16 protein-coding genes and 1 pseudogene are annotated in these 20,984 nt (G+C 44.0%); 2 read left to right on the top strand and 15 right to left on the bottom strand.

What is annotated here, in order from left to right; genetic code table 11:
• Positions 1-203 precede the first annotated feature (203 nt).
• The 6 genes and pseudogenes from HPL003_RS20690 to HPL003_RS20715 form a co-directional block, all read right to left on the bottom strand.
• Positions 204-521, bottom strand: a complete 318-nt coding sequence (locus HPL003_RS20690; protein WP_148267413.1) for a hypothetical protein — start codon at positions 519-521, stop codon at positions 204-206.
• Positions 522-766: 245 nt separating this feature from the next.
• Positions 767-1,330 (bottom strand): annotated as a pseudogene (locus HPL003_RS20695) (HAD-IA family hydrolase); the annotation flags it as partial.
• 242 nt (positions 1,331-1,572) lie between these two features.
• A complete protein-coding gene (locus HPL003_RS20700; protein ID WP_274378183.1) occupies positions 1,573-3,207 on the bottom strand; it encodes a glycoside hydrolase family 32 protein in 1,635 nt (544 codons plus the stop codon).
• Positions 3,179-4,798: an ABC transporter substrate-binding protein gene (locus HPL003_RS20705; protein WP_014281708.1), complete on the bottom strand. Its 1,620-nt coding sequence runs from the start codon at positions 4,796-4,798 to the stop codon at positions 3,179-3,181. Before HPL003_RS20705 ends, HPL003_RS20700 begins: the two co-directional genes overlap by 29 nt.
• A gap of 18 nt (positions 4,799-4,816) precedes the next feature.
• Positions 4,817-5,698, bottom strand: coding sequence for a carbohydrate ABC transporter permease (locus HPL003_RS20710; protein ID WP_014281709.1), 882 nt, complete (start codon positions 5,696-5,698; stop codon positions 4,817-4,819).
• 14 nt (positions 5,699-5,712) lie between these two features.
• Positions 5,713-6,597 carry an ABC transporter permease gene (locus HPL003_RS20715; RefSeq protein WP_238533533.1) on the bottom strand — a complete coding sequence of 295 codons (885 nt, stop codon included), beginning with the start codon at positions 6,595-6,597 and terminating at the stop codon, positions 5,713-5,715.
• Positions 6,598-7,107: 510 nt separating this feature from the next.
• Here HPL003_RS20715 and HPL003_RS20720 point away from each other — a divergent pair.
• Complete coding sequence (locus tag HPL003_RS20720; protein ID WP_014281711.1) at positions 7,108-8,142, top strand: LacI family DNA-binding transcriptional regulator; 1,035 nt, start codon at positions 7,108-7,110, stop codon at positions 8,140-8,142.
• A 379-nt stretch (positions 8,143-8,521) separates the two neighbouring features.
• On the opposite strand, the gene HPL003_RS20725 is transcribed toward HPL003_RS20720, so the two are convergent.
• From HPL003_RS20725 to HPL003_RS20735, 3 genes are read right to left on the bottom strand one after another with little or no spacing between them, the layout of a single operon-like run.
• On the bottom strand, positions 8,522-8,752 hold the full coding sequence (locus tag HPL003_RS20725) for a hypothetical protein (protein WP_014281712.1): 231 nt from the start codon (positions 8,750-8,752) through the stop codon (positions 8,522-8,524).
• 5 nt (positions 8,753-8,757) lie between these two features.
• Positions 8,758-9,981: a Ger(x)C family spore germination protein gene (locus HPL003_RS20730; RefSeq protein WP_014281713.1), complete on the bottom strand. Its 1,224-nt coding sequence runs from the start codon at positions 9,979-9,981 to the stop codon at positions 8,758-8,760.
• Entirely contained in the window at positions 9,962-11,491 is a 1,530-nt protein-coding gene (locus tag HPL003_RS20735; RefSeq protein WP_014281714.1) for a spore germination protein, read from the bottom strand. Before HPL003_RS20735 ends, HPL003_RS20730 begins: the two co-directional genes overlap by 20 nt.
• A gap of 178 nt (positions 11,492-11,669) precedes the next feature.
• Between HPL003_RS20735 and HPL003_RS20740 the strand changes: the two genes are divergently transcribed.
• Positions 11,670-12,782: a GerAB/ArcD/ProY family transporter gene (locus tag HPL003_RS20740; RefSeq protein ID WP_014281715.1), complete on the top strand. Its 1,113-nt coding sequence runs from the start codon at positions 11,670-11,672 to the stop codon at positions 12,780-12,782.
• A gap of 167 nt (positions 12,783-12,949) precedes the next feature.
• On the opposite strand, the gene HPL003_RS20745 is transcribed toward HPL003_RS20740, so the two are convergent.
• The 6 genes from HPL003_RS20745 to HPL003_RS20770 form a co-directional block, all read right to left on the bottom strand.
• Positions 12,950-14,377, bottom strand: coding sequence for an NAD-dependent malic enzyme (locus HPL003_RS20745; protein ID WP_014281716.1), 1,428 nt, complete (start codon positions 14,375-14,377; stop codon positions 12,950-12,952).
• 51 nt (positions 14,378-14,428) lie between these two features.
• Positions 14,429-15,847, bottom strand: coding sequence for an aspartate ammonia-lyase (aspA, locus tag HPL003_RS20750; RefSeq protein WP_014281717.1), 1,419 nt, complete (start codon positions 15,845-15,847; stop codon positions 14,429-14,431).
• Positions 15,848-15,884: 37 nt separating this feature from the next.
• Positions 15,885-16,577: a cysteate racemase gene (gene cuyB, locus HPL003_RS20755; RefSeq protein ID WP_014281718.1), complete on the bottom strand. Its 693-nt coding sequence runs from the start codon at positions 16,575-16,577 to the stop codon at positions 15,885-15,887.
• A gap of 138 nt (positions 16,578-16,715) precedes the next feature.
• Positions 16,716-17,957, bottom strand: a complete 1,242-nt coding sequence (locus HPL003_RS20760) for a cation:dicarboxylate symporter family transporter (protein ID WP_014281719.1) — start codon at positions 17,955-17,957, stop codon at positions 16,716-16,718.
• Positions 17,958-18,167: 210 nt separating this feature from the next.
• Positions 18,168-19,031, bottom strand: coding sequence for a LysR family transcriptional regulator (locus HPL003_RS20765; protein WP_014281720.1), 864 nt, complete (start codon positions 19,029-19,031; stop codon positions 18,168-18,170).
• Between the two features lie 237 nt (positions 19,032-19,268).
• Entirely contained in the window at positions 19,269-20,981 is a 1,713-nt protein-coding gene (locus HPL003_RS20770; protein WP_014281721.1) for a DUF4091 domain-containing protein, read from the bottom strand.
• Positions 20,982-20,984 lie beyond the last annotated feature (3 nt).

Here is a 20,984-nt window from a genome sequence, read left to right on the forward strand (position 1 = left end):
ATTTTTACAAGGTTCTTGAAAGATCTCTATCTTTAGATGGATGCTTAAGTATTTTTCGCAAATCTTCTCTCAGCTAACACTCCCGAATATACATGATTCCTAATAAATATATTGAATTTTTTCAATGGTTAAGGATTCTCAATATATACTGTTCGTTAGGCACCTCTAACCGTTCAATACAAGAGGTACAACTAAGAACAGATTCAATCGAAACTAAACAAGCTGACTATCAAATCTTTGTTTAGAATCACTTCCGTTGTACCACACACACCTTCAAACTCAAGCAATGCTTGCTTGCCTTTGTATTCCTCACTGACGATAATGGTCTTCTTATAGTAGACAACACCACCAGAAACAAAGCCTTCTCCACTGCCTGATGGATTTTTTGCATCTCTAGGTTTTGCAATACACGCATCATGTGGTAAATTTATGGGTTGCCACGGAACAAAGGCTGTCATTTCTAATGGTATAAAACCGAATTCGTGATATTCCCAACCGATATCAAAAAGTTGTTTGTTCATAACAGTCTCCTTTATCTTGATGCTTTTATTCATTTGATTCACTTCCGGTTACCCTCATTGTACTAAATTGTTAGGTACAGTAACATGAATGATGTTAACGCTTTCATTTGTATAATATGAAACAAACATACCAAGTTCGAAATATTCAATTGTAGTATAAAATGCAGGAATAATTGAGGGTAAAACAAAACGGCCTCAGTCCGATGGAATACAGGACCAAGACCGCCTAATTAATTTTATTATTTTCAAATTTGTAACAGTTCTCTAAATGAGTTCATGCGATAAGTCGCCAGATCATACTGTGCAGCGTCTCCAATCGCAGCTGAATCCATCTTGATGTTAACAGCAGCCTTGATGCCAGCTATGGCGTCTTCAACTACCAGACAATCCTTCTCGGAAACACCAATATATTGAGCAGCATTAATAAACACTTCAGGATCTGGTTTGGAATTAGTAATGTTGCTGCCATCCGACACAGCATCAAAGAAGTCGCCCAAGCCAATTCGTTCCAGAATATACCGTGCATTTTGACTTGACGAGCCGATAGCCAGCTTAAGACCCTGTTCTCTCAATTGAAGTAAAGTCTCTCTCACTTCATCCCTTAAATCAGCAGGAGACATTTCTGTAAGAAGTGTTTTGTAATAAGCATTTTTTTCTTCGGCTATTGCCAGCTTCTCCTCTTCATTCAACTTCCGGGGATGGTTCTCCAGGATTATATTCAGACTTTCCATGCGGTTTACCCCACGAAGACGATTGTTAACTGCTTCGTCAAAATTAATTTCGAGGGAATCGACAACCTTTTTCCAGGCTTGATAATATGACCTACTGAGACTGAAATATTTTTACATAAACTCTTAGAAAGAAAAAAAACGAACTCCTTCCCAGATAGGAATAGTTCGTTCTGATAATACCTAGTTACTCTAATTAGTTTTGAGGACGAAGTTCGGATACGGTTGTACACCCGTATCCGAACTTCGTCGAATCAAGTCATAGCTCAATGAGTTCAGTCTTAAGATAATTTCAAAATTCGAATGAAAACGATAACTAACGTCTAGACAGTCTCATTTCCCCAAATACTTACCAGATCATTGATTTGAAGCGACAAAACCTTTAGCTCTCCACCAATGGCATAGAGCTCTAAATCTCTACTTTCCAAGTCAGGGAAAATCAGATCTGAAATGACTGCTTTCCCATTATTGCCGAATACCTCGACACTTGACCAATCTACATAAATGCTTAACTGTATCCGTCCATCCTCTGGCTTCATAGGAGCCTTGTGTTTTGCTGTGAAATCGGAGTGAAAATCAATAGTACCCGACTTCGTCCGATCAACGAACAACTCCTCATTCGAGACATTGTAGCCGACGATAGTTTCCTGATTGGAAGACTTCCGTACTTTGAATCTGAGTTCCGCTACATTATTAATTTCAAATTCTGCAATAATTTCTGCCTTAGCTACAAAAATATCAGACAATACGTTCATACCTGGCTTAATCGTCAAGTCTTGCAGAGACAAAATTGGTTTTCTTAGCTGACTTAATTCACTAATGGGTGCTTGGATTAAGCGAAGTCCCTCCGGATAAGTCCTAAGCTGTAGCTCCCGGGAAATTGATGTCTTGCCACGCCATTCCTCCGAAGGCAGCGTGGTAGCATAACGCCAATTGTTCATCCAGCCGACCCAAATCTTTCGTCCGTTCTCGTTTGGAATGCCACTCCAGGTCACGGCCGCGTAAAAATCTGATCCATAGTCTACCCATTTGGTAGTATCGAAAGAATCCAAAGTTTCATCTAGAGTAAATACCTTACCGTCAAAGTTACCTATGAAGTACATCATGCCAGAACCACCTGCTGGCGGTTCTGGATCGTTTGGATTCACACCATTTCTATCCCCGACGCTTAGCATCAAAATCCACTTACTGATACTAGAATCCTCATCAACTGAGATTCGAAATACATCAGGACATTCAAATACCCCTCGGTGGATACCCGAAATGTCGGAACCGAATTCGCTTGCAAAGGACCATTCTTTAAGATTTGGAGATGTATAAAATTCTACACGGTCTCTTACAGCAAGAACCATGATCCACATCGACGATTCATCATACCAAAACACCTTCGGATCACGAAAGTCTAGCGTTTCTGCCGGAAATAAAACCGGGTTACCTTCATATTTTGTCCAGGTTCGACCTTTATCTTTGCTGTAAGCAATGCTTTGCACCTGCGACTTGCCGGGCTGAGCCTTGTTGCCCTCATTCGTATAAATGGCAACCAATCCTGATCCTTCTTCGTTGAAAAATCCGCTGGTATTGTTCTTATCCACCACCGCACTTCCCGAGAAGATCGCACCGTCCTCCCCAGGCGGAATTGCCGGTGGGAGTTCATCCCAATGCACTAGATCCTTGCTTACCGCATGCCCCCAATGCATCCTACCAAAATCAGGCTGCGTATCATGGGGCGTATGCTGGTAGAACAGGTGGTACTCTCCTTCAAAGTAAACCATGCCGTTGGGATCGTTCATCCAATTTTTCTCCGGTGAATAATGAAATTGAGGTCTGTATGTCTCTCTATAATAATCGCTTCGTGATCCTTTTCTGCTGCTATTGTCGTCCGTTAGATTCATTCCTTTAATGGTGTCCACTCTCCTCTTGTTAAATGTTTCAGCCTTGATCTTTAAGGTATCTGTCATAGCCTTTTTGTTTAATTTCCAGCCATTTATCTAGCCCCAGTCTGGACAGCTCGGCTTTATATTCGGCCCATTCTTCTTCCACTTTACCCGTCTTGATCCATTCCGCCCGCTTGCGGTTAACGTAAGCAAACAAATCGGTTTCCAATGTGGAGATCTGCTTCTGATCCTCCAGCGAGAAGAAGACTTTCGGGAAATTATGGTCAGCCTTCATATAAGGAACGAGTCTTTCCTTCATGAGCTTAAGCCGTCCCACTGCATCATCAGGCTTGGTCGTAACCGTTCCGTAATACTCGTCAAGAATTGCTAATGGACCACCGATGTTCGTTTTTTGCCGCAGCTCGACAGGGGCCGTTCCCTTAAGCGGAAGATGCTTCAGCATATGACTCGCTTCATCGTATTCAAAAATATTTTGCTGAGTTTTGTCGCCGTAGGTACCCCAGTTATCCTGTACGGACTGAATGGGATCGTACAGCTGGTCAATCCATTTTGCCGTAAGCTCGAGATTTTTGTTGGCGCTGGTAATCACCATTCTCCCCCGGTCAAAGCCGAGATTGTTTGTCCGGGTTACATTGACTTCACCGCTTGGTCCCGCGAGCGGATTCATCAAATCATATTTATCGTTGTCTCCTGAAATATTCGCCTTATCCCATTGGAAGTAGAGGCCATATCTTTCACTCTGGCCTTTGGCCAGATACGTGTTATAATCCTGCTCGAATGATTCCTCGTCGATTAGGTTCAGTTTATACAGCTCATTAAGGTATTTAATCCCCTCTTTATAACCGTCCTGATCGGCGGTGAAGACCACTTTCCCCTCATTGGTGACTACCGTATGATCGCCGTTGTCCCCAAGACCGAATGATCCGAACAGAAAATTCAGGTCCTCATTGCCATTATTGAGTATGAAGGACAGCGGAATTTCATCTGCTTTGCCATTTCCGTTAGGATCGCCATTTTTAAATGCGAGCAGGACGTTTTTTAAATCCTCGGTGGTTTTTGGCATTTTAAGCCCCAGCTTTTTCAGCCACTCCACATTGATCCATGGCATGTCGTTTACAGAATGAATGCTTTCCTTCCCGGCCCCCAGTTCCTCAATCCAAGGAAAAGCATAAATATGCCCATCCTGTGCGGTCATCATGGATCTGTACTCAGGCGCTGCCTTCAATACCTTCTGCAAATTCGGCATATATTTATCAATCAAATCCTCCAGCGGGATAATGGTTCCATCCTTTCCGAGGTTCAACAAATCGTAGTCGGAATAGCCGGCATCCAGTATGGCATCTGGAAGATCCCCGCTGGCAACCGCCAGGTTTCTTTTCTCAATGAAAGAATCAGAGGTGAAGTTGGTAAAGTCGATATGCACACCCGTTTTTTCTTCCAGTCTTTTATAAATCAGCTTTTCATTTGGATCGGAAGGTGCCAGCGGCGAGCTTTGAGTCATAAAATGCAAGCTAACTTTCTCTTTAAGCGGCAGAGTGACGTTGTTTAGCTTGTAATCTTCGGATGCAGCAGAATTATTGTCTGCACCGCCACATCCGGCAAGCAATGAAGCAGAAAGCACCAGCACGGACAAGGTTAGCAATGTTCTTTTCATCTCTATTCCCCCGATATGTTATTTGATCGAACCTACCATGACACCTTTTTCAAAATACTTTTGGAAGAATGGATACATGACAATCAAAGGCAAGCTCGATATGACTATGGCAGAGTACTTAATCATTTCGGACAATTTCTTAAGCTCCGCCTGCGCCAGCGCATCGGCAATCATCCCGGGCTGAACCTGATTCTGTATCAAAATGGAGCGTAGTACCAGTTGCAGCGGAAACAGCTTCGGATCATCGAGATAAATCATGGCGTCGAAATAAGAATTCCATTGTCCGACAAAAGCGTATAAAGCCAGAACAAAAATAATAGGCTTCGACAACGGCAGGACGATTTTAAAGAAAATACTGAGCTCGGAAGCTCCGTCTATGCTCGCCGCCTGGAACAGCTCTTTGGGAAGCCCCTGAAAATAAGTTTTTGCCAGAATAATATTGAATACGCTGATCGAGCCGGGCAGAATGATGGCCCACACTGTATTCAACATACCTAAATCCTTAATCACCAGATAGGTTGGAATCAGGCCGCCGCCGAAAAACATCGTTATCAGGAAAAAGATCATTATCGGCCGTTTCCCGATCAGCCCTTCAATCGCAAGCGGGTAAGCCGCGAGGACGGAAAACAATACCGTTGCGAACGCAAAGGCGGCTGAGTAAAAAATGGCATTAAAAAAACCGCGGATCATGGCATCATTGCTTAGGATTTTGGCATATCCCGTGAGTGTCCAGTCGGATGATGTAATGGCAAACCCTTTGGTAATCAGGGTATTTGGAGTCAAAAAGGACGAAAGCACCACATAAACCAGCGGCAACAGAATAGCGAGAACAAACAAACCAAGCAGTATATAATTGATAATGAGCAGAATCCGGTCCTTCCCGGTGTAATGAATATCCATGAGTACCTCCTTCTTTAATACAGCCCTTCCCCTTCGTTCAGCCTCTTGACGACGGTATTTACAAAAATCAGCAGGACCACATTAATCACAGAATTGAAAAGCCCGATTGCCGTTGAATAAGCATAATCGCCGGATTGCAGCCCCACCTTGTATACATAAGTCGCGATGATTTCCGAGGTTGGCGTGTTTAGAGCCGTCTGCATCAGGTAAGCCTTTTCATAGCCGATGGACATGATACCTCCAGCAGCGAGAATGAATAGGACAGCCATGACAGGCTTGAGCGCTGGCAGATCAATGTGTAAGATTCTCTTCATCAATGAAGCGCCGTCAATGGTTGCAGCGTCATGCAGCTGCGGGTCCACATTGGCTAAGGTAGCCACATAAATGATAGAAGACCAGCCTGCTGTTTGCCATATACCGGACAATATATATACCGTTCGGAAATAGGCGGGATCAGTCATAAAGGAAATCGGCTTGCCGGTGAAGGTTGTTATCATAGCGTTCACTATTCCAGTCGGGGATAGAAAAACAAACAGCATACCGGCAACAACAACAACCGAAATGAAGTTAGGTGCGTATACAATAAGCTGAATATTCTTCTTGAGCTTTGCTCCTCGAATCAGATTTAGCATCAAAGCCAGAATAATGGGTACTGGGAAACCGAGAATAAGACCATAAGCGCTTAATTTAAGCGTATTCATTAAAATGTCATAAAAATTAGGTGATGAAAGGAACCGCTGAAAATGTTCGAATCCAACCCATTCGCTGCCGAGGATGCCTTTTCTTGGACTGAAATCTTTAAACGCAATGATCGAGCCATACATGGGAACATACTTGAAAATGACGGTAAGAATTATGGACGGAACCAGAAACAAATATAATATATAATTTCGAACCATGTAGCTTAACCAATGGTTTCTTTTTTTTGCTTCTGAAGCCTTAACTCCCCTTTTTTGAACGATTGAATTTGCCAATCTTTTCCCCCCCCCTACTGTTCACGGCTTGTTATCAGATACAAATGATAAGCCGTGTTATGTCATCTCCCTGACATAATTCACCAAGATGTTTTTCAAATACTGGCTGGTAATATCCCCACCTTCAACAAACAAGAATTTTACACCTTCCCAAAATGAATAGGTTTACATTTTACATTTGAACACTTTTTACTCTTACAATTTATCAGATGGATATTTAATTAGTCAACATATTTCGGGTGAATAAATTCGTTAAAAAAGCGAATTTCAAGATGATTGTAATATATATAGCACTATCCCATTGAAAATGCACAATATAAATAAACAAATGTAAACTTTTATTGTTTATTTGAATAAGTACATTGTTGAAAACATGAAAATACTATATATTTAGAAATATGAAGAATCTTAATTAAGAGAATAAGGTGGAACAATATGACGAGAAAGTCAAGGGTTACTATACAAGATATCGCTGATGCCTTGGGAATTTCCAGAAACACTGCCTCCAAAGCGCTTAATGGAGTGGAGAGTATTCCCTCCGTTACCAGGGACAAGGTAGTCAAAAAAGCGATGGAGCTTAAATACAAACAATTTTCCTATATGGAAACAGCTTCTGAAAAACAAGGCAATATCGCACTTTTGACCTGCAACCTTCCCAATAGCTCACACTTTGGATCGTCACTTATTAGCGGGCTGGAGAAGGAAATCAGCAACCAGGGCTATACTTTATCCATTTATTTTGTCCGTGAGAATGATATCAATACGATGACCCTACCCGGCAATTTTGAACCTTCGAATGTGGCTGGGATCTTCTGCATCGAAATGTTCAGCAAGGAATACAGCAAGCTGATTACGGATCTTGGCATTCCAACCATTTTTATTGATTGCGCTGCGGATATGATGTATCCAGAATTGAAGGCGGATCTGGTATTAATGGAAAATGAACACAGTACATACTGTGTTACCCGGAAATTAATCGATCATGGCTATGAAAGCTTCGGTTTTGTAGGCGATTACAATCACTGCAAAAGCTTCAACGAACGCTGGACCGGATTTAATAAAGCCTTAACAGAAGCAGGAATCGCCGTAGATCCTGCCTATAGCATTGTAGCGCCCGACCGCAACTTCTTTATGGAGGAGAACTGGATGGAACAGCAGTTTGATGCTCTGAGGGAGTGCCCTTCCGTCTTTATTTGCGCCAATGATTTCATTGCCATCAACGTGATCAAATCGCTGAAGAACAAAGGGATTAAAGTCCCCGAAGATGTCGCTGTCTGCGGGTTCGATGATGCTTCGGAATCCCGGGTTGTCGAGCCCCATCTTACAACCGTGCATATTTACAGTAGTCAGATGGGCATTATTTCAGCCGAAATGTTACTGTCCAGAATCAAAGACAATACCATGCCATACCGAGTGACCCATGTTGCAACGGATATCATATACCGGGACTCGACACCTGTTCTAAACTAAATCTACCAAGAGGTGAATCTAAGTGAAAAATGACGGAACGGTTCTTTGTGTGGGTGAGCTGCTGATTGATTTTTTCTGCGTGGATACATCCATGCTCCTTTTTGATCCAAGTTGGAGCGATTGCAGCCTTGCCGTCGATGGAAGAAGTTATTCGTTTCGTAGAGCAGGATGAATCAAGGATTGAAGCGTAAGAACGGCAAAAGGTGTCCGATGATCCCTAAGGACAGTGGAGTGGACACCTTTTTATGTAGCATAGAATGGTGCTACCGATCAGGGCGTCTCCTTTTACAACCATGATAGAGTTTCAACTCAGAAGCAACTCGGAAAATTCGCTCTAAATCACAGTATGCCTCGCTAATAACTACGGGTTCTCTTCAGTCTAATAAAACCATGATGTAAACAGATTGTTAATCGGTTTATAGATCATTATGACCAGTAGCAATGGGCTCGGCACATTGATCTTGTACAAGGAGCAGATCACCGCACCAATGCCCGTGATCCAGAACAAGCCCCAGACCAGATAGTCTCGGCGCCTGCTCCCTCGTCTCAGCAAAGGCACATCGATGATCACACAAGCCGCCGCTGCAGCCAGAAAAAGCAGTAACACCATTGCGCTCACTCCTTAATATCTTGAAGAAAGGATTTGTCTGTAATGCCAATCCGGTTAATCGTCACGCTGGCTTTGTAATGGACGGGTAGCGATTTTAGGTAATTGTCCCCTTTTTCCCGTTGCAGCCTCGCCCAGGCTTGGGGATTGGCACGATAGATCAACTGTCCAAAGCCCATACTATCCACATTATAGCGCTCATTAATTTGCTCAACTGCCGTTTTCATCCGAAAGATAATTTTTTCTTCCGATTTCCTTTCCAGCTCTTTAATCACGCTCTCTGCCTCCAGATTATCATTGCTCATTACCTCTTCAACATTACACAAGGCCTTTACATCGATGTAAATATGTGGTTCACCATCAATAAACTTGACTTTACGTTTAGTGTCTGTTTGTAGCGCTTCAATGACGATGGGCCGTCCGTCGTCTCCTGCTACAGGCCCTGAGCTTTTGACAACGTTATTGGTGACATAATTGTAGCCGATCGTCTCGTTATCGCTTAACCACCCGATCATCTTATCCTTCCGGAATACGGCTATATTACTGTAACGTAAACTGACTGGAGGCGAGCTATCTTCCAGATTGCTCTTCTTTTCGCCCTCACTGACATTGCCGGACATCTTCACTCCGGTCAACACCGGATTCTTCCCCTCGTACAGCAAATCTTCAATAAATTGGTTCAAAGGAACAGCGACTGTTTTTGCCGATGCCTTATATGATTTGTCCAGGGAATTATACAATTTACTTGCTGGCAATTTCTCTAGCGGGGTAAGGACCTTCAGGACATCTTCGGCAGTGGTGCCTTTGGCGACCATGGCGTAGAAATCATTACGCGGCTCGCGGCTCCGCTTCAGCATATCAAGTACCTTGCCAATCCCGGCCCGGGCAAGCTCCTCTCCGATCACCAGTATACGGATATGCCCATAGTAGCTGGCTCTCGCGCTGTCGAGACTGTACTTGCGCTGGGCTTCATAGATCGTGGGTACCGTGAAGCTAGATACAACCACCGGCACCCCCGCCCCTCCCGCCCCTCCTGCCGTCTGCGAGGCAATTGCTGAAGGAATAACCACCTGCAACGTAACCTTGTAGCCAGATTCAGCCTTATCTAGCCCCATTCCCAGCACAAAGGCCATTTCATTTAACTCCTGTCTTTCCCAGCACCCGCCGAGCAGCATAGGAAGCAAAAGAGCAAGCAGCAGTCGCGAAACAGTTTTACGGTTTTTTGGACTCATCTGCCGACTCCTTTCGCTTGGATGTGCTTTGACGGTCAAGATTTTGAACCATGCTTTCTGCCGGCCTTGTCTTTAAACGCGGCCAGGGAAAGCGGAAGATGGAATCCTTAAGATCATTTGGACGGTATGGCCCGATCGGACTCATATAAGGCCTGCCGAAAGAACGCAGACTCGCCAGATGCAGCACGATTAAAAAGATACCGAAGAGTATTCCGTATAGTCCAATAAAGCCAGCCAATCCGATAAGAACAAAGCGAATGATTCTTGCAGCGATCGACATGCCCGTCTCTGGCATGACAAAACTGGATATGGCCGTAATGGACACAATAATAACCATTGCTGATGAAATAAAGCCCGCCGCAACCGCTGCCTGGCCTATAACAAGTGTTCCAACAATGGATATCGCCTGGCCTATATTTTTGGGAATTCTTACTCCTGCTTCCCGCAGAATCTCATACGTTAATTCCATGAGCATCGCCTCAACAAATGCGGGAAAAGGAACGCTTTCCCTCTGTGCGGCAAGGCTGATAACCAGATTGGTAGGGATCATCTCCTGATGATAAGTCGTAACCGCCACATAAAAAGAAGGGGCAAGCAACGTAATAAAAAAAGAAAGAAAACGGATAAACCGCAGCAAGGTGGCAATATCGGCCCGCTGATAATAATCTTCGGCGGATTGAAAAAAGGTAACAAAAAAGGTAGGCACCAACAGGACAAATGGTGTTCCATCCACAAGAATCGCCACTTTGCCTTCCAGGATTCCCGCTGCGATAGTATCCGGCCGATCGCTGTTATAGATCGTGGGAAACGGAGTAGCAGCCGTATCTTGAATAAACTCCTCGATATATCCGCTCTCCAGAATACTGTCCGTATCTATTTTGGCCAATCTGCGCTTCACTTCCTGCACCAGGTCAGGGTTTGCGATGTTGGTGAGATACATAATGGATACGCTGGTTTGAGTCACCCTACCGATCTGGAAAGTTTCCAGCCACAATTGGCTGTCTTTAATCTTCCTTCGGAGCAATGCCGTGTTCGTCCGCAAATTTTCCGTGAACCCTTCCATTGGCCCACGTACAACTGATTGTGAGCTTGGTTCGCCTACATTACGGTCCTCCCATCCAGGCAGTCCGATCCGCAGGGCGCTGGATGTTCCGTCCACCAGCACCATGATATTACCGGATAGCAGCTCATGAACAAATTGTCCAAGGTCATGCGTGACGGACAGATCCCCCGCAATCAGCATACGTTTTCGCAAAAGCTCCATCTTCTGATTAGCATCAAGATCTCTCATCTGCTCAGGGGTACAGCGTTCCTGAAGTGAAAATAATATGGAGTTATGCAGCACCTGGGTATCCACAAGACCATCAATATAAAGCAAGGCAATATGCGTAGACTCATCCAACTGCAGCTTTTTAGTGATCAAATCGGTGCTTTTCCCGAGCAATTGAACTAACTGCACCACATTGTCCTCTAAGCGATGTGATAGTGTGCCCGTAATTGAATCCTTCATGTCGCAACCTCCGCATTCCGTGAGCAAGCTGCAGATAGTATGACTGAAAAAGTTGATAATTATTCCTTTACACCCCTTTTTTGACCATCAATTAATAATTATGTTATAAAATCACATACTAAAGGAAATGACAAAAGAAAACTTGAAAGGCAGTATGCAGCAGATTTGGAGGAATCTCATGAATCTTGAAAAAGATCGGATTAGTACGGCTCAAATGATGATGCTTGGGCTTTTTTCGCTCATTGGGGAAATGGCACTTGTTTATCCTGCAGCAATAACAACAGGAGCCCACGAGGATGCGTGGATTGCTGGCATAATTAGTATTCCGCTAGGACTTGCAATCGTAAAGCTGATGGTATCTGCATCCAATATTGATCCAACAAAAACGATTATTGAGCTTTCACTACAAGTATTAGGAAAATGGGTTGGTGGAGCTGTAGCGTTGAGCTATTTATTCTTTTACCTGATTGCAGCCTCCACCTATGTCAGAGAAATCGAAGATTTCATGTGCACACAGATTTACGAGGCGACACCCGGCGGGGTCATTCGCTTCATGGCAATTGTTCTGCTGGTGTATGGTTTGCGGCTGGGTCTTGAAACGCTGGGCAGAGCAGCCCAGATTTTCTTCCCTTTCTTTGCGTTTTTTCTGATTTGCCTAATCGTTCTCCTGTTCCCTGATGTCAAGATCGAGCGTATCTATCCTATTTTAAATACACCATTTCCTGACATGCTGCACACCATTATGTTCGGCGTATTTTATCCCTTTGGAGAAATTTGCGTGTTCTTCATGGTGTATCCCTATGTCCGTAAACAAAGCAATACGAACCGCAGTTTATTTTTCTCCCTATTGATCGGGGGCGTTGCACTCAACCTCATTTTGTTTCTCTCCCTGACCGTACTCGGGGCATACTTCTCAGAGCACGAATTTTACGCTGCCTATATTCTTGCCCAGAGAGTCAACATTGCTAATTTTCTGCAGCGGATCGAGGCGTTAATGGCCACCACGTGGATCATTAGCACCTATTTCAAGACAGTGCTGTTCTTCCACGCATTTGTCTTGGGGACAGCCCAGCTACTAAAGCTTAAATCCTACCGGCCATTAATTTTTCCAGTAGCGTTTATGATTTACGGACTGTCGCATCTGATTGCAAAAGATATTATTTTCTACGTCAAGGAGATCCCATCCTACTGGGTAGATTGGGACCTCACATATGCCTTTGCTTTCCCGTTGATCCTGCTCATTGTTTATCATATCAGGAAACGCATCAACCAAAACAATCAGACTACGTAACCCATTCGATACATGCTCCCATCATTCGGGGATTAATCGATTGTGTTTACATTGACGCATTCAAGTGGAAATCCATCAACTTTCAGAACTGAGTCAAAAAAAGAGTTGTCGCCGAGGAACTCTCAGCGACAACTGTTTGGTAGGTATATCCATCACCATGTACAGAATTATCCGTAACTTGCATCTCCCATGCTTTTCTGTGCAACCCCGGTACGATAGGCCGCTTCAATCACGGCATCTCTAACTTTTCTTACCACTTCCTGATTGAATACGCTCGGAATAATATACGTTTCGCTCAGTTCGTCATCTGTAATAACGGAGGCGATTGCTTGTGCGGCTGCAAGCTTCATGGCTTCGTTGATTTCGCTCGCTCTGCAATCCAATGCACCACGGAAAATGCCCGGAAAGCAAAGCACGTTGTTAATCTGATTAGGAATATCGGATCTCCCAGTAGCGAGGATCTTAACGTAAGGTTTGGCCAACTCCGGGTCAATCTCCGGAATCGGGTTCGCCATGGCAAAGACGATGGGGTCCTTCGCCATAGAACGAACGTCATCTACTTTTAGAATGTTGGGAGCCGATACACCAATAAAAACATCCGCATTTTTAATGACTTCGGACAAGTTGCCGGCTTCCTGGTTCAGATTCGTTATCTGAGCAAACTCAGTCCAATAAGGATTGTCATAATGTGCCCCCTGATGAATAGCGCCATTACGGTCCACCCCGATTAAATTCCTCACGCCAGCGGACAGTAACATTTTCGAACAAGCGATACCCGCTGCTCCGATTCCGTTGACAACGACCTTAATCTCCGACATTTGCTTGCCGGTAATTTTGAGTGCATTCAACAGACCCGCTAACAGGGCAACGGCTGTTCCGTGCTGGTCATCGTGAAATACCGGGATATCTAGCTCCTGTTTCAAACGCTCTTCAATTTCGAAGCAACGCGGTGCCGAAATATCCTCCAGATTGATGCCACCGAATGCCGGAGCCATTGCTTTAATGGTTCGGACCATTTCGTCAGGGTCTTTCATGTCCAGGCAAATCGGAAAAGCGTCTACGTCTGCGAATTGCTTGAACAACATAGCCTTGCCTTCCATCACCGGCATAGCCGCCAAGGGTCCGATATCTCCCAGCCCCAGAACGGCCGTTCCATCGGTAACGATCGCAATCGTATTGCTTTTGATCGTCAGCGAGTAGGCTTTACTGGGTTGTTCCGCAATCGCCGTACATATGCCTGCGACACCGGGGGTATACACCCGTGACAAGTCGTCACGGTTCTTCACCGATATCTTAGAGGCAATTTCAATCTTCCCGCCCAAATGTGCAAGGAAAGTCCGGTCTGACACGTGAATTATTTTGACACCATCTAGCTTCTGAAGCGACTCGCTGATCAATTGGCTGTGTGCTTGATCGAATACGTTCACAGCGATATCGTGAATGGTGTTCGTGTGATCGGACGAGATGACATCAATCCCCACAATATCTCCGCCCGTTTTTTCAATTATTGCAGCGATATCGCTGAGGGGGGGGCGTCCTTTTTCTTTTTGAATCCGAAATATCATATAAGTGCTGGCTCCGCTTGATACTGACATTTTTTGGCACTCTCCCTTTGTTTTCGTTGAGCGTTTATTGCACGCCTCTCTTTAATTCTTTTCCAATAATTCTGCTCCTGCGATACCTGGATTGGTCATCTCATATGGGTTAAGAATGATCTCAAGCTCCTCTTCTGTCAAAACGTTATAAAGAAGGCACAGCTCGCGTACCGGACGCCCCGTTAAAATCGCCTCACGCGCAATTCTCGCTACTGTCTCATAGCCTAAGTGCGGGTTGAGCGCCGTTATAACCCCTACACTTTTCTCCACATACTCTTTACAGCGCTCTACGTTTGCTTCGATTTCCTCCAAACAATACACGCGGAATACGTTGAACACCTGATTCATCATGCTGAGCGATTGCAGCAAATTGAACACGAGCACAGGCTCCATCACATTTAGTTCAAGCTGCCCCGCTTCGGAGGCCAGACAAATCGTATGGTCATTGCCGATGACCTGAAACGCCACCTGATTCACTACCTCCGCCATAACCGGATTGACCTTGCCCGGCATAATGGACGAACCAGGTTGGCGTGCCGGCAAGCTCAATTCCCCTAGCCCGGTGCGAGGCCCGGAGGCAAGCAAACGCAGATCATTGGCAATTTTTGACATGTTGATCATGCACACTTTTAAAGCGGCGGACACCTCGGTGTAAGCATCCGTATTTTGCGTCCCGTCCACCAGATGCGTGGCATTGCAAAGCGGCAATTCGCTGAGCTCGGCAAGATATTCAACGACCCGTTTAATGTATCGGGGATCGGCATTTAACCCCGTACCGACGGCTGTTGCACCCATGTTAACTTCGTACAAATGGCCGCGAGTCTGGCTGATCCTCTTGATATCACGTTCCAGCACTCTGCTGTAGGCCTCAAACTCCTGTCCGAGACGGATCGGCACGCCATCTTGCAGATGAGTACGACCCATTTTGATAATCCCGTCGAACTGTACGGCTTTAGTCTGAAATGCTGCGAGCATTTCCTTCATCGTGACGATCAGCTTATCAATCAAAGAAAGTGTTGCAATATGAATCGCCGTGGGAAAAGCATCGTTGGTTGATTGGGCCATATTCACATGTGTGTTGGGGCTCACTTTGAAATAATCCCCCTTGGTTCCCCCCAGCAGCTCGATCGCCCGGTTGGCGATAACCTCATTGGTATTCATGTTGATGGATGTGCCTGCTCCGCCTTGAATAGGATCAACTATAAATTGGTCATGCCATTTACCGTCCATGATCTCTTGTGCTGCCAATACGATCGCATTCCCGATATGTGGATTCAATTGCCCAATCTCTATATTAGCCAACGCTGCCGCCTTTTTAACCGTAGCCATAGCACGAATTAACGATTCATGGATACGATAGCCTGTGATCGGAAAATTTTCTAATGCTCGAGCAGTTTGTATACCGTAGTAGGCTTGAGATGGAACTTCTTTTTCTCCAAGAAAATCTTTTTCTTTACGATATTCATTCATGAGTTTTTATCCCCCTATTTCTAGTTTCAAGTCTCATTTACAACACATGCTCCCGGTAGGCAACGTCTACAACCTTCTTGGCTAAAATATAAGTTGGATCTATTACTTTAATCCCGTCTACTTCACTCAAAACAATGGGAATCTCTGTGCAAGCTGCAACAACAGCCTTCGTTCCTTTGGCAATCATCGTTTGACATGCGTTCACCAATAAACGCTTGCCTTTTTCGATATGTCCCGCTTTTACTGAATAAATACCTTCCATTACGATAGCTTGTGTGATCTCATCAGGCTCCAACACCGTAATACCTTTCTCACGGAGAGCGTTTTGATATAGCAACGTTTTCAATGTACCGTCAGTCGCTAACAATGAGACACGTCTTATGCCAGCCTCGCCTATGAAACTTGCCGTTTCTTTGGGCATATTAACAATCGGAGTCCTAACCGTTTCTTGAATGTTTTGCAGATAATAATGCGCAGTATTGCAAGCGATTACAATCAAATCCGTACCGGCATCCTCCAATCTCTTGGCAGATTGTTTCATAAAGGGGAGTGGATCATTGCCTTTACCCATTATGGCTAATGTACGATCCGGAATCTGAGGATAATTATCAACGATCATATGAATATGATCCTGGTCATTTTGGGCTGGGGTTAGTCGAATAATTTTGTTCATCAAATCGACTGTTGCGAGCGGCCCCATACCTCCCATAATTCCAACGGTCTTTATCATGAAGAATCCCTCCACTTTTTCCTTTTGCACATTAAGAGTATAAATCTTAAGTGGAAACCAGTGTATATCAAGAGAATTTATTCAAATATAGAAATCCTATATATTGGGCAGAAACAATTGGAAAAGAGGATAGGATAATTATTTTAAACGATCTGATTTTCCATGATCAAACTGGCCTTCCCATTTGGAAATGACGACTGTAGCTAAGGCATTACCTACCACATTCACAACGGTTCTCGCCATATCCAGAATACGGTCAATTCCAGCAATCAGCGCAACACCTTCAACAGGAAGGCCTACGGAATTTACGGTAGCTAGCAGAACAACCAGGGAAGCGCCGGAAACACCAGCCATCCCTTTGGAGGTTAACATTAATATCACCACTATGCTGATCTGTGACAAGATCGGTAAATCGATACCATACATTTGTACAATAAATAGAGTAGCTAGCGATTGATACAGTGCAGAGCCGCACAAATTAAACGTATATCCGGTAGGAACGACAAAGGATACAATCGCTTTCGGGCATCCGAATTGTTCCATTTTATGCATCAGTTTCGGTAGAACGGCTTCCGAGCTTGCGGTCGAGAAAGCCAAAATAATTTCATCCTTCAATAATTTTAAAATTTTCACAATGCTGGTGCCGCACATTTTTGCTACTATGCCTGATATGACATACACAAACACAAACATGGACAAATAGAGTACAATTACCAGTTTGCCAAGCGGTATTAAAGAGGAAATACCAAATTTAGCAACGGTAACACCAATCAAAGCAAACACACCGAGAGGGGCCAATTTCATGATCTGATTGGTCATCCAGAACATCGTTTCAGAGACGGCTTCCAAAAAATGAATCACCGGTTTACCCTTTTCACCAATTACAGAAATACCGACCCCAAACAGTACAGAGAAGAAAATGATGGCTAGCAAATCACCGTTACCCATAGCTTGAACGATGTTTGTCGGAACGATATTAACAAACGTGTCAGCCATACTGTGACTAGCGTTTTCTGCGGTATTTACATATTGGTGTATATCAGTTTTGGTCAGATGCGACATATCAATGCCTAATCCTGGTTTGAAAATATTTCCTGCGAACAAACCTAAAATTATTGCTATAGTAGTTATAATTTCAAAATACAGAATCGTTTTAAAGCCTATCTTCCCCAATTTTTTCATATCTCCAGAGCCGGCTATGCCTACTACCAGAGAGGAAATGACAATAGGCAAAACAATCATTTTAATAAGACGGATAAATACATCACCAATCGGCGTCAAAATCGCCGTTACTAGAGGATTTCCGTAGAAAATGGCACCCACTGCAATGCCTAGAGCCAGTCCGATGAATATTTGCCATGCTAGTCCTAATTTTTTCATCTTTAATCTTCATCCCCTATTCTTAGATTGCGGTCAGAAAAGTGTAATCGCTTACATTTATTTGGACCTGCAGTTATTTTAAATTATAGGGTGCCATGTAGAAAATTAAATGTATTTTATTTCTATATAGGATAAATCTATATAGAAATAAAATAATAAACAGTCGTTGTATTCCCATCGGTTGAAAACCACTGAACTAGTTACAGTCAACTATTTTTTCAGAAAATACTCTATATATGGAGGTTTATGGTTTCCTTTTGTGTAGATAATATCAATTTTTACATCGAATCTCCCGGATGAGACTAATGGCACACGGAATAACTGCCCGCTTTCCAGTTCTTTCTTCACACAATGCTCCGGTAAAAAGCTAATTCCCATCCCATTTACCACTAAATTTTTTGCAGCCTCCATACTGTCCACTTCAAGAACCACATTGGGCTTTAGATCTTTGGATTCAAACAAGCCGTAAATCATAAGCCAGTCTACTGATCCATAATCAAAAAATATGAGCGGTTCTTCACTGACTTCTTCAATTGTTACCTGACTATTGAGCAATAGGGGATGGTTGATAGGGACAAACAATCCGATTGGATCATGACGAAATATCTCAGATTCAATTTGGGGATGTGTAACTGTTCGAACCATTCCAAAATCTACCTCGTTGTTAAGAACCTTGTCTAATATATCATTAGAATGTCCGGTTAGAATATTGACGTTCACATTGGGGAATTTAGTTTTAAAAGCAGGAAGAATTTCAGGGATAATGAAATTCGCGATAGAGGTAGCACATCCAATTTTCAATTTATCAACCGTAAGTATCGGTTGGTGCAACATTAATTTGGCTTCCTGATAAGATTGTAAAATGTTTTGTGCATATGGTAAAAACGACTTTCCCTTTTCATTTATTGAGATTTGCTTCCCAGAACGATGAAATAATTCCGCATTAAGCTCACGTTCCAGGGAGTGAATACGGGCAGTTACAGAAGGCTGGGTAAGATAAAGTGCCTCAGCTGCTTTAACAAAACTCCCTAAATGAACAGCATAGACGAATGCCTCAATATTTTCTATATTCAAAACGACAACCACCCTTCTTCTCATTTAATCTTTTTTTAGAGACTTTCCACATTCATACTCCTATGCTAATATAGCATATCCCTCTCTGTCTTTCTCGATTAATTATTTTCATTTTCCTACCAAAAAATTATCAACTATAGCCGAGCAAAGAACAATACAAAAAGCCGCCATTATGGCGACTTCTTAGACGTGTATGTTATTTTTATTTTTTAGAGCTATCTTTTCCCTATAGTGGACTTACTTTTCCCAAAGCCGTTGCTCGATCTGTTCATTAATTTTGTTGCGTAAATGCAACAGATAATCCGCAGACCGTGGATAACAGGAAAAAGTCAGTTCTTGCTGCAGATCCTCCTCAATCAGCGACAGCACGAATTCCCTGTTGCTCAGGCTCTCCAAATACTGCAGTGCACGCAAATCCGTCAGTGCATCCTGCAGCACCACAAGCCTTAAAGATTCGAGCGCAGTACCATCCTCAGAGGGATATACCAGAAAACTGTCTCCAGAAGGAAAAGTATCGAGGGCAGCCGTATCCACATACGGGTTCAGCTTTTTCAGAGAATACTGGGAATTATAGAAATTGAATCCCCAATGCAAAAATCCCTTGATCCGGTATTTGTACATTTGAACGCCCAAAATACGGTTGCGTGAGGAGGGCATGGCCAAAAATCGATTACTGACATGCAGGTTTTGACCGCAGCAGTAATATACCCATAAATTGGAGGCACCTTCATCAATAAAGTTGTGGATCGTATCGCTTCCTGCCACCGGCTGGTCAATAATCCCCCGACGATAAAATTCCACATCGCTGATAGCATCTATAATTGGAAAGCCTTCAAGATAAGGAGCAACGAAGTGTTTGGCCTCCAGATAGGTGTACAGGTTGCCAGCCACCGGCTCATCCGAGATATGAAACAATGAACGTTCAGCAATGCCTAGCTGGTGCAGTCGCTCCGTAAGCGCCGGCAAAAACGCCGCCAGAAAGCTGCGGAACTCTGGATCATTTGCTGGTGTACGCCAGCCGAAGCGCTGCTCGGGAACACCACCAACCCCAACGATGATCTTAGGAGCGTATTTTGCTCCCCATTGACTGAACAAATGCGCCATTTCAAAATGGGTAATGCCCACCGCTTGGGATATCTGCACCCATTTGTCCAGCTTATCAAAGCCAAGTCGGTAGCCGTTCACATCATATGAAACGTCCACAAGCTGTATCGTGGTACGTTCATTGCCTATAAACGTATCCAATGGAGGCGTAAATAGCGGGGTCAGCAGCACATTGATCCCCCGTTTGGCCGCCGTTTGAATAAAGTTGCCGAGAATGCGCCAGTGTTCTTCGCCAAACACCTCAACACCGTAGTAATCTGCCAGACAATCCCCATGAAACCACTCGGTATGGAGCAACTGCTGCTCCGGTAGTACCCCCTCCATAATATGGATGGTCATCCGTTGACGGTTTACTACTGTACCGCCCGTAGCTGTAAACTGAATTATAACCGGATATTTCCCCGCCTTTGCAGCCTTTGGAACCGTCACCTCAATCCACAGACTCCTCCACTGATACGGAATGAACTGAAGCATTCCGTCAAAAGGCTCAAGCACATCGGGGAACAGCCCAGCTTCGGTCGTCAAATAATGATCATCCGCTTCAGCATAGGCTGGGTACATGGACGGAACGCATTTGACTTGGCGCACGTTCACTAGATCACTGATTGGCGACAGTACCTCCACCTTGACCAGCGGATTTTTGGGCAATTGAACCGTCGCTTCCATCTGGCTCATATGATACGGGCGCGTATAACGGTAAGCCAACTGGTAGGATATCGATTCATTTTTCAGCAAACTCAGCTCGTGCACTTCGGCCAGTTCCAGTGGCTTGTTAACCGGAAAAACCTTTTCGAGCGAACTGATTTGACGTACATCAAAATACTGTGGATTAAACGAAACAGTCATAAA

It is taken from the genome of Paenibacillus terrae HPL-003, from assembly GCF_000235585.1.
Taxonomy (GTDB): Bacteria; Bacillota; Bacilli; order Paenibacillales; family Paenibacillaceae; genus Paenibacillus; species Paenibacillus terrae_B.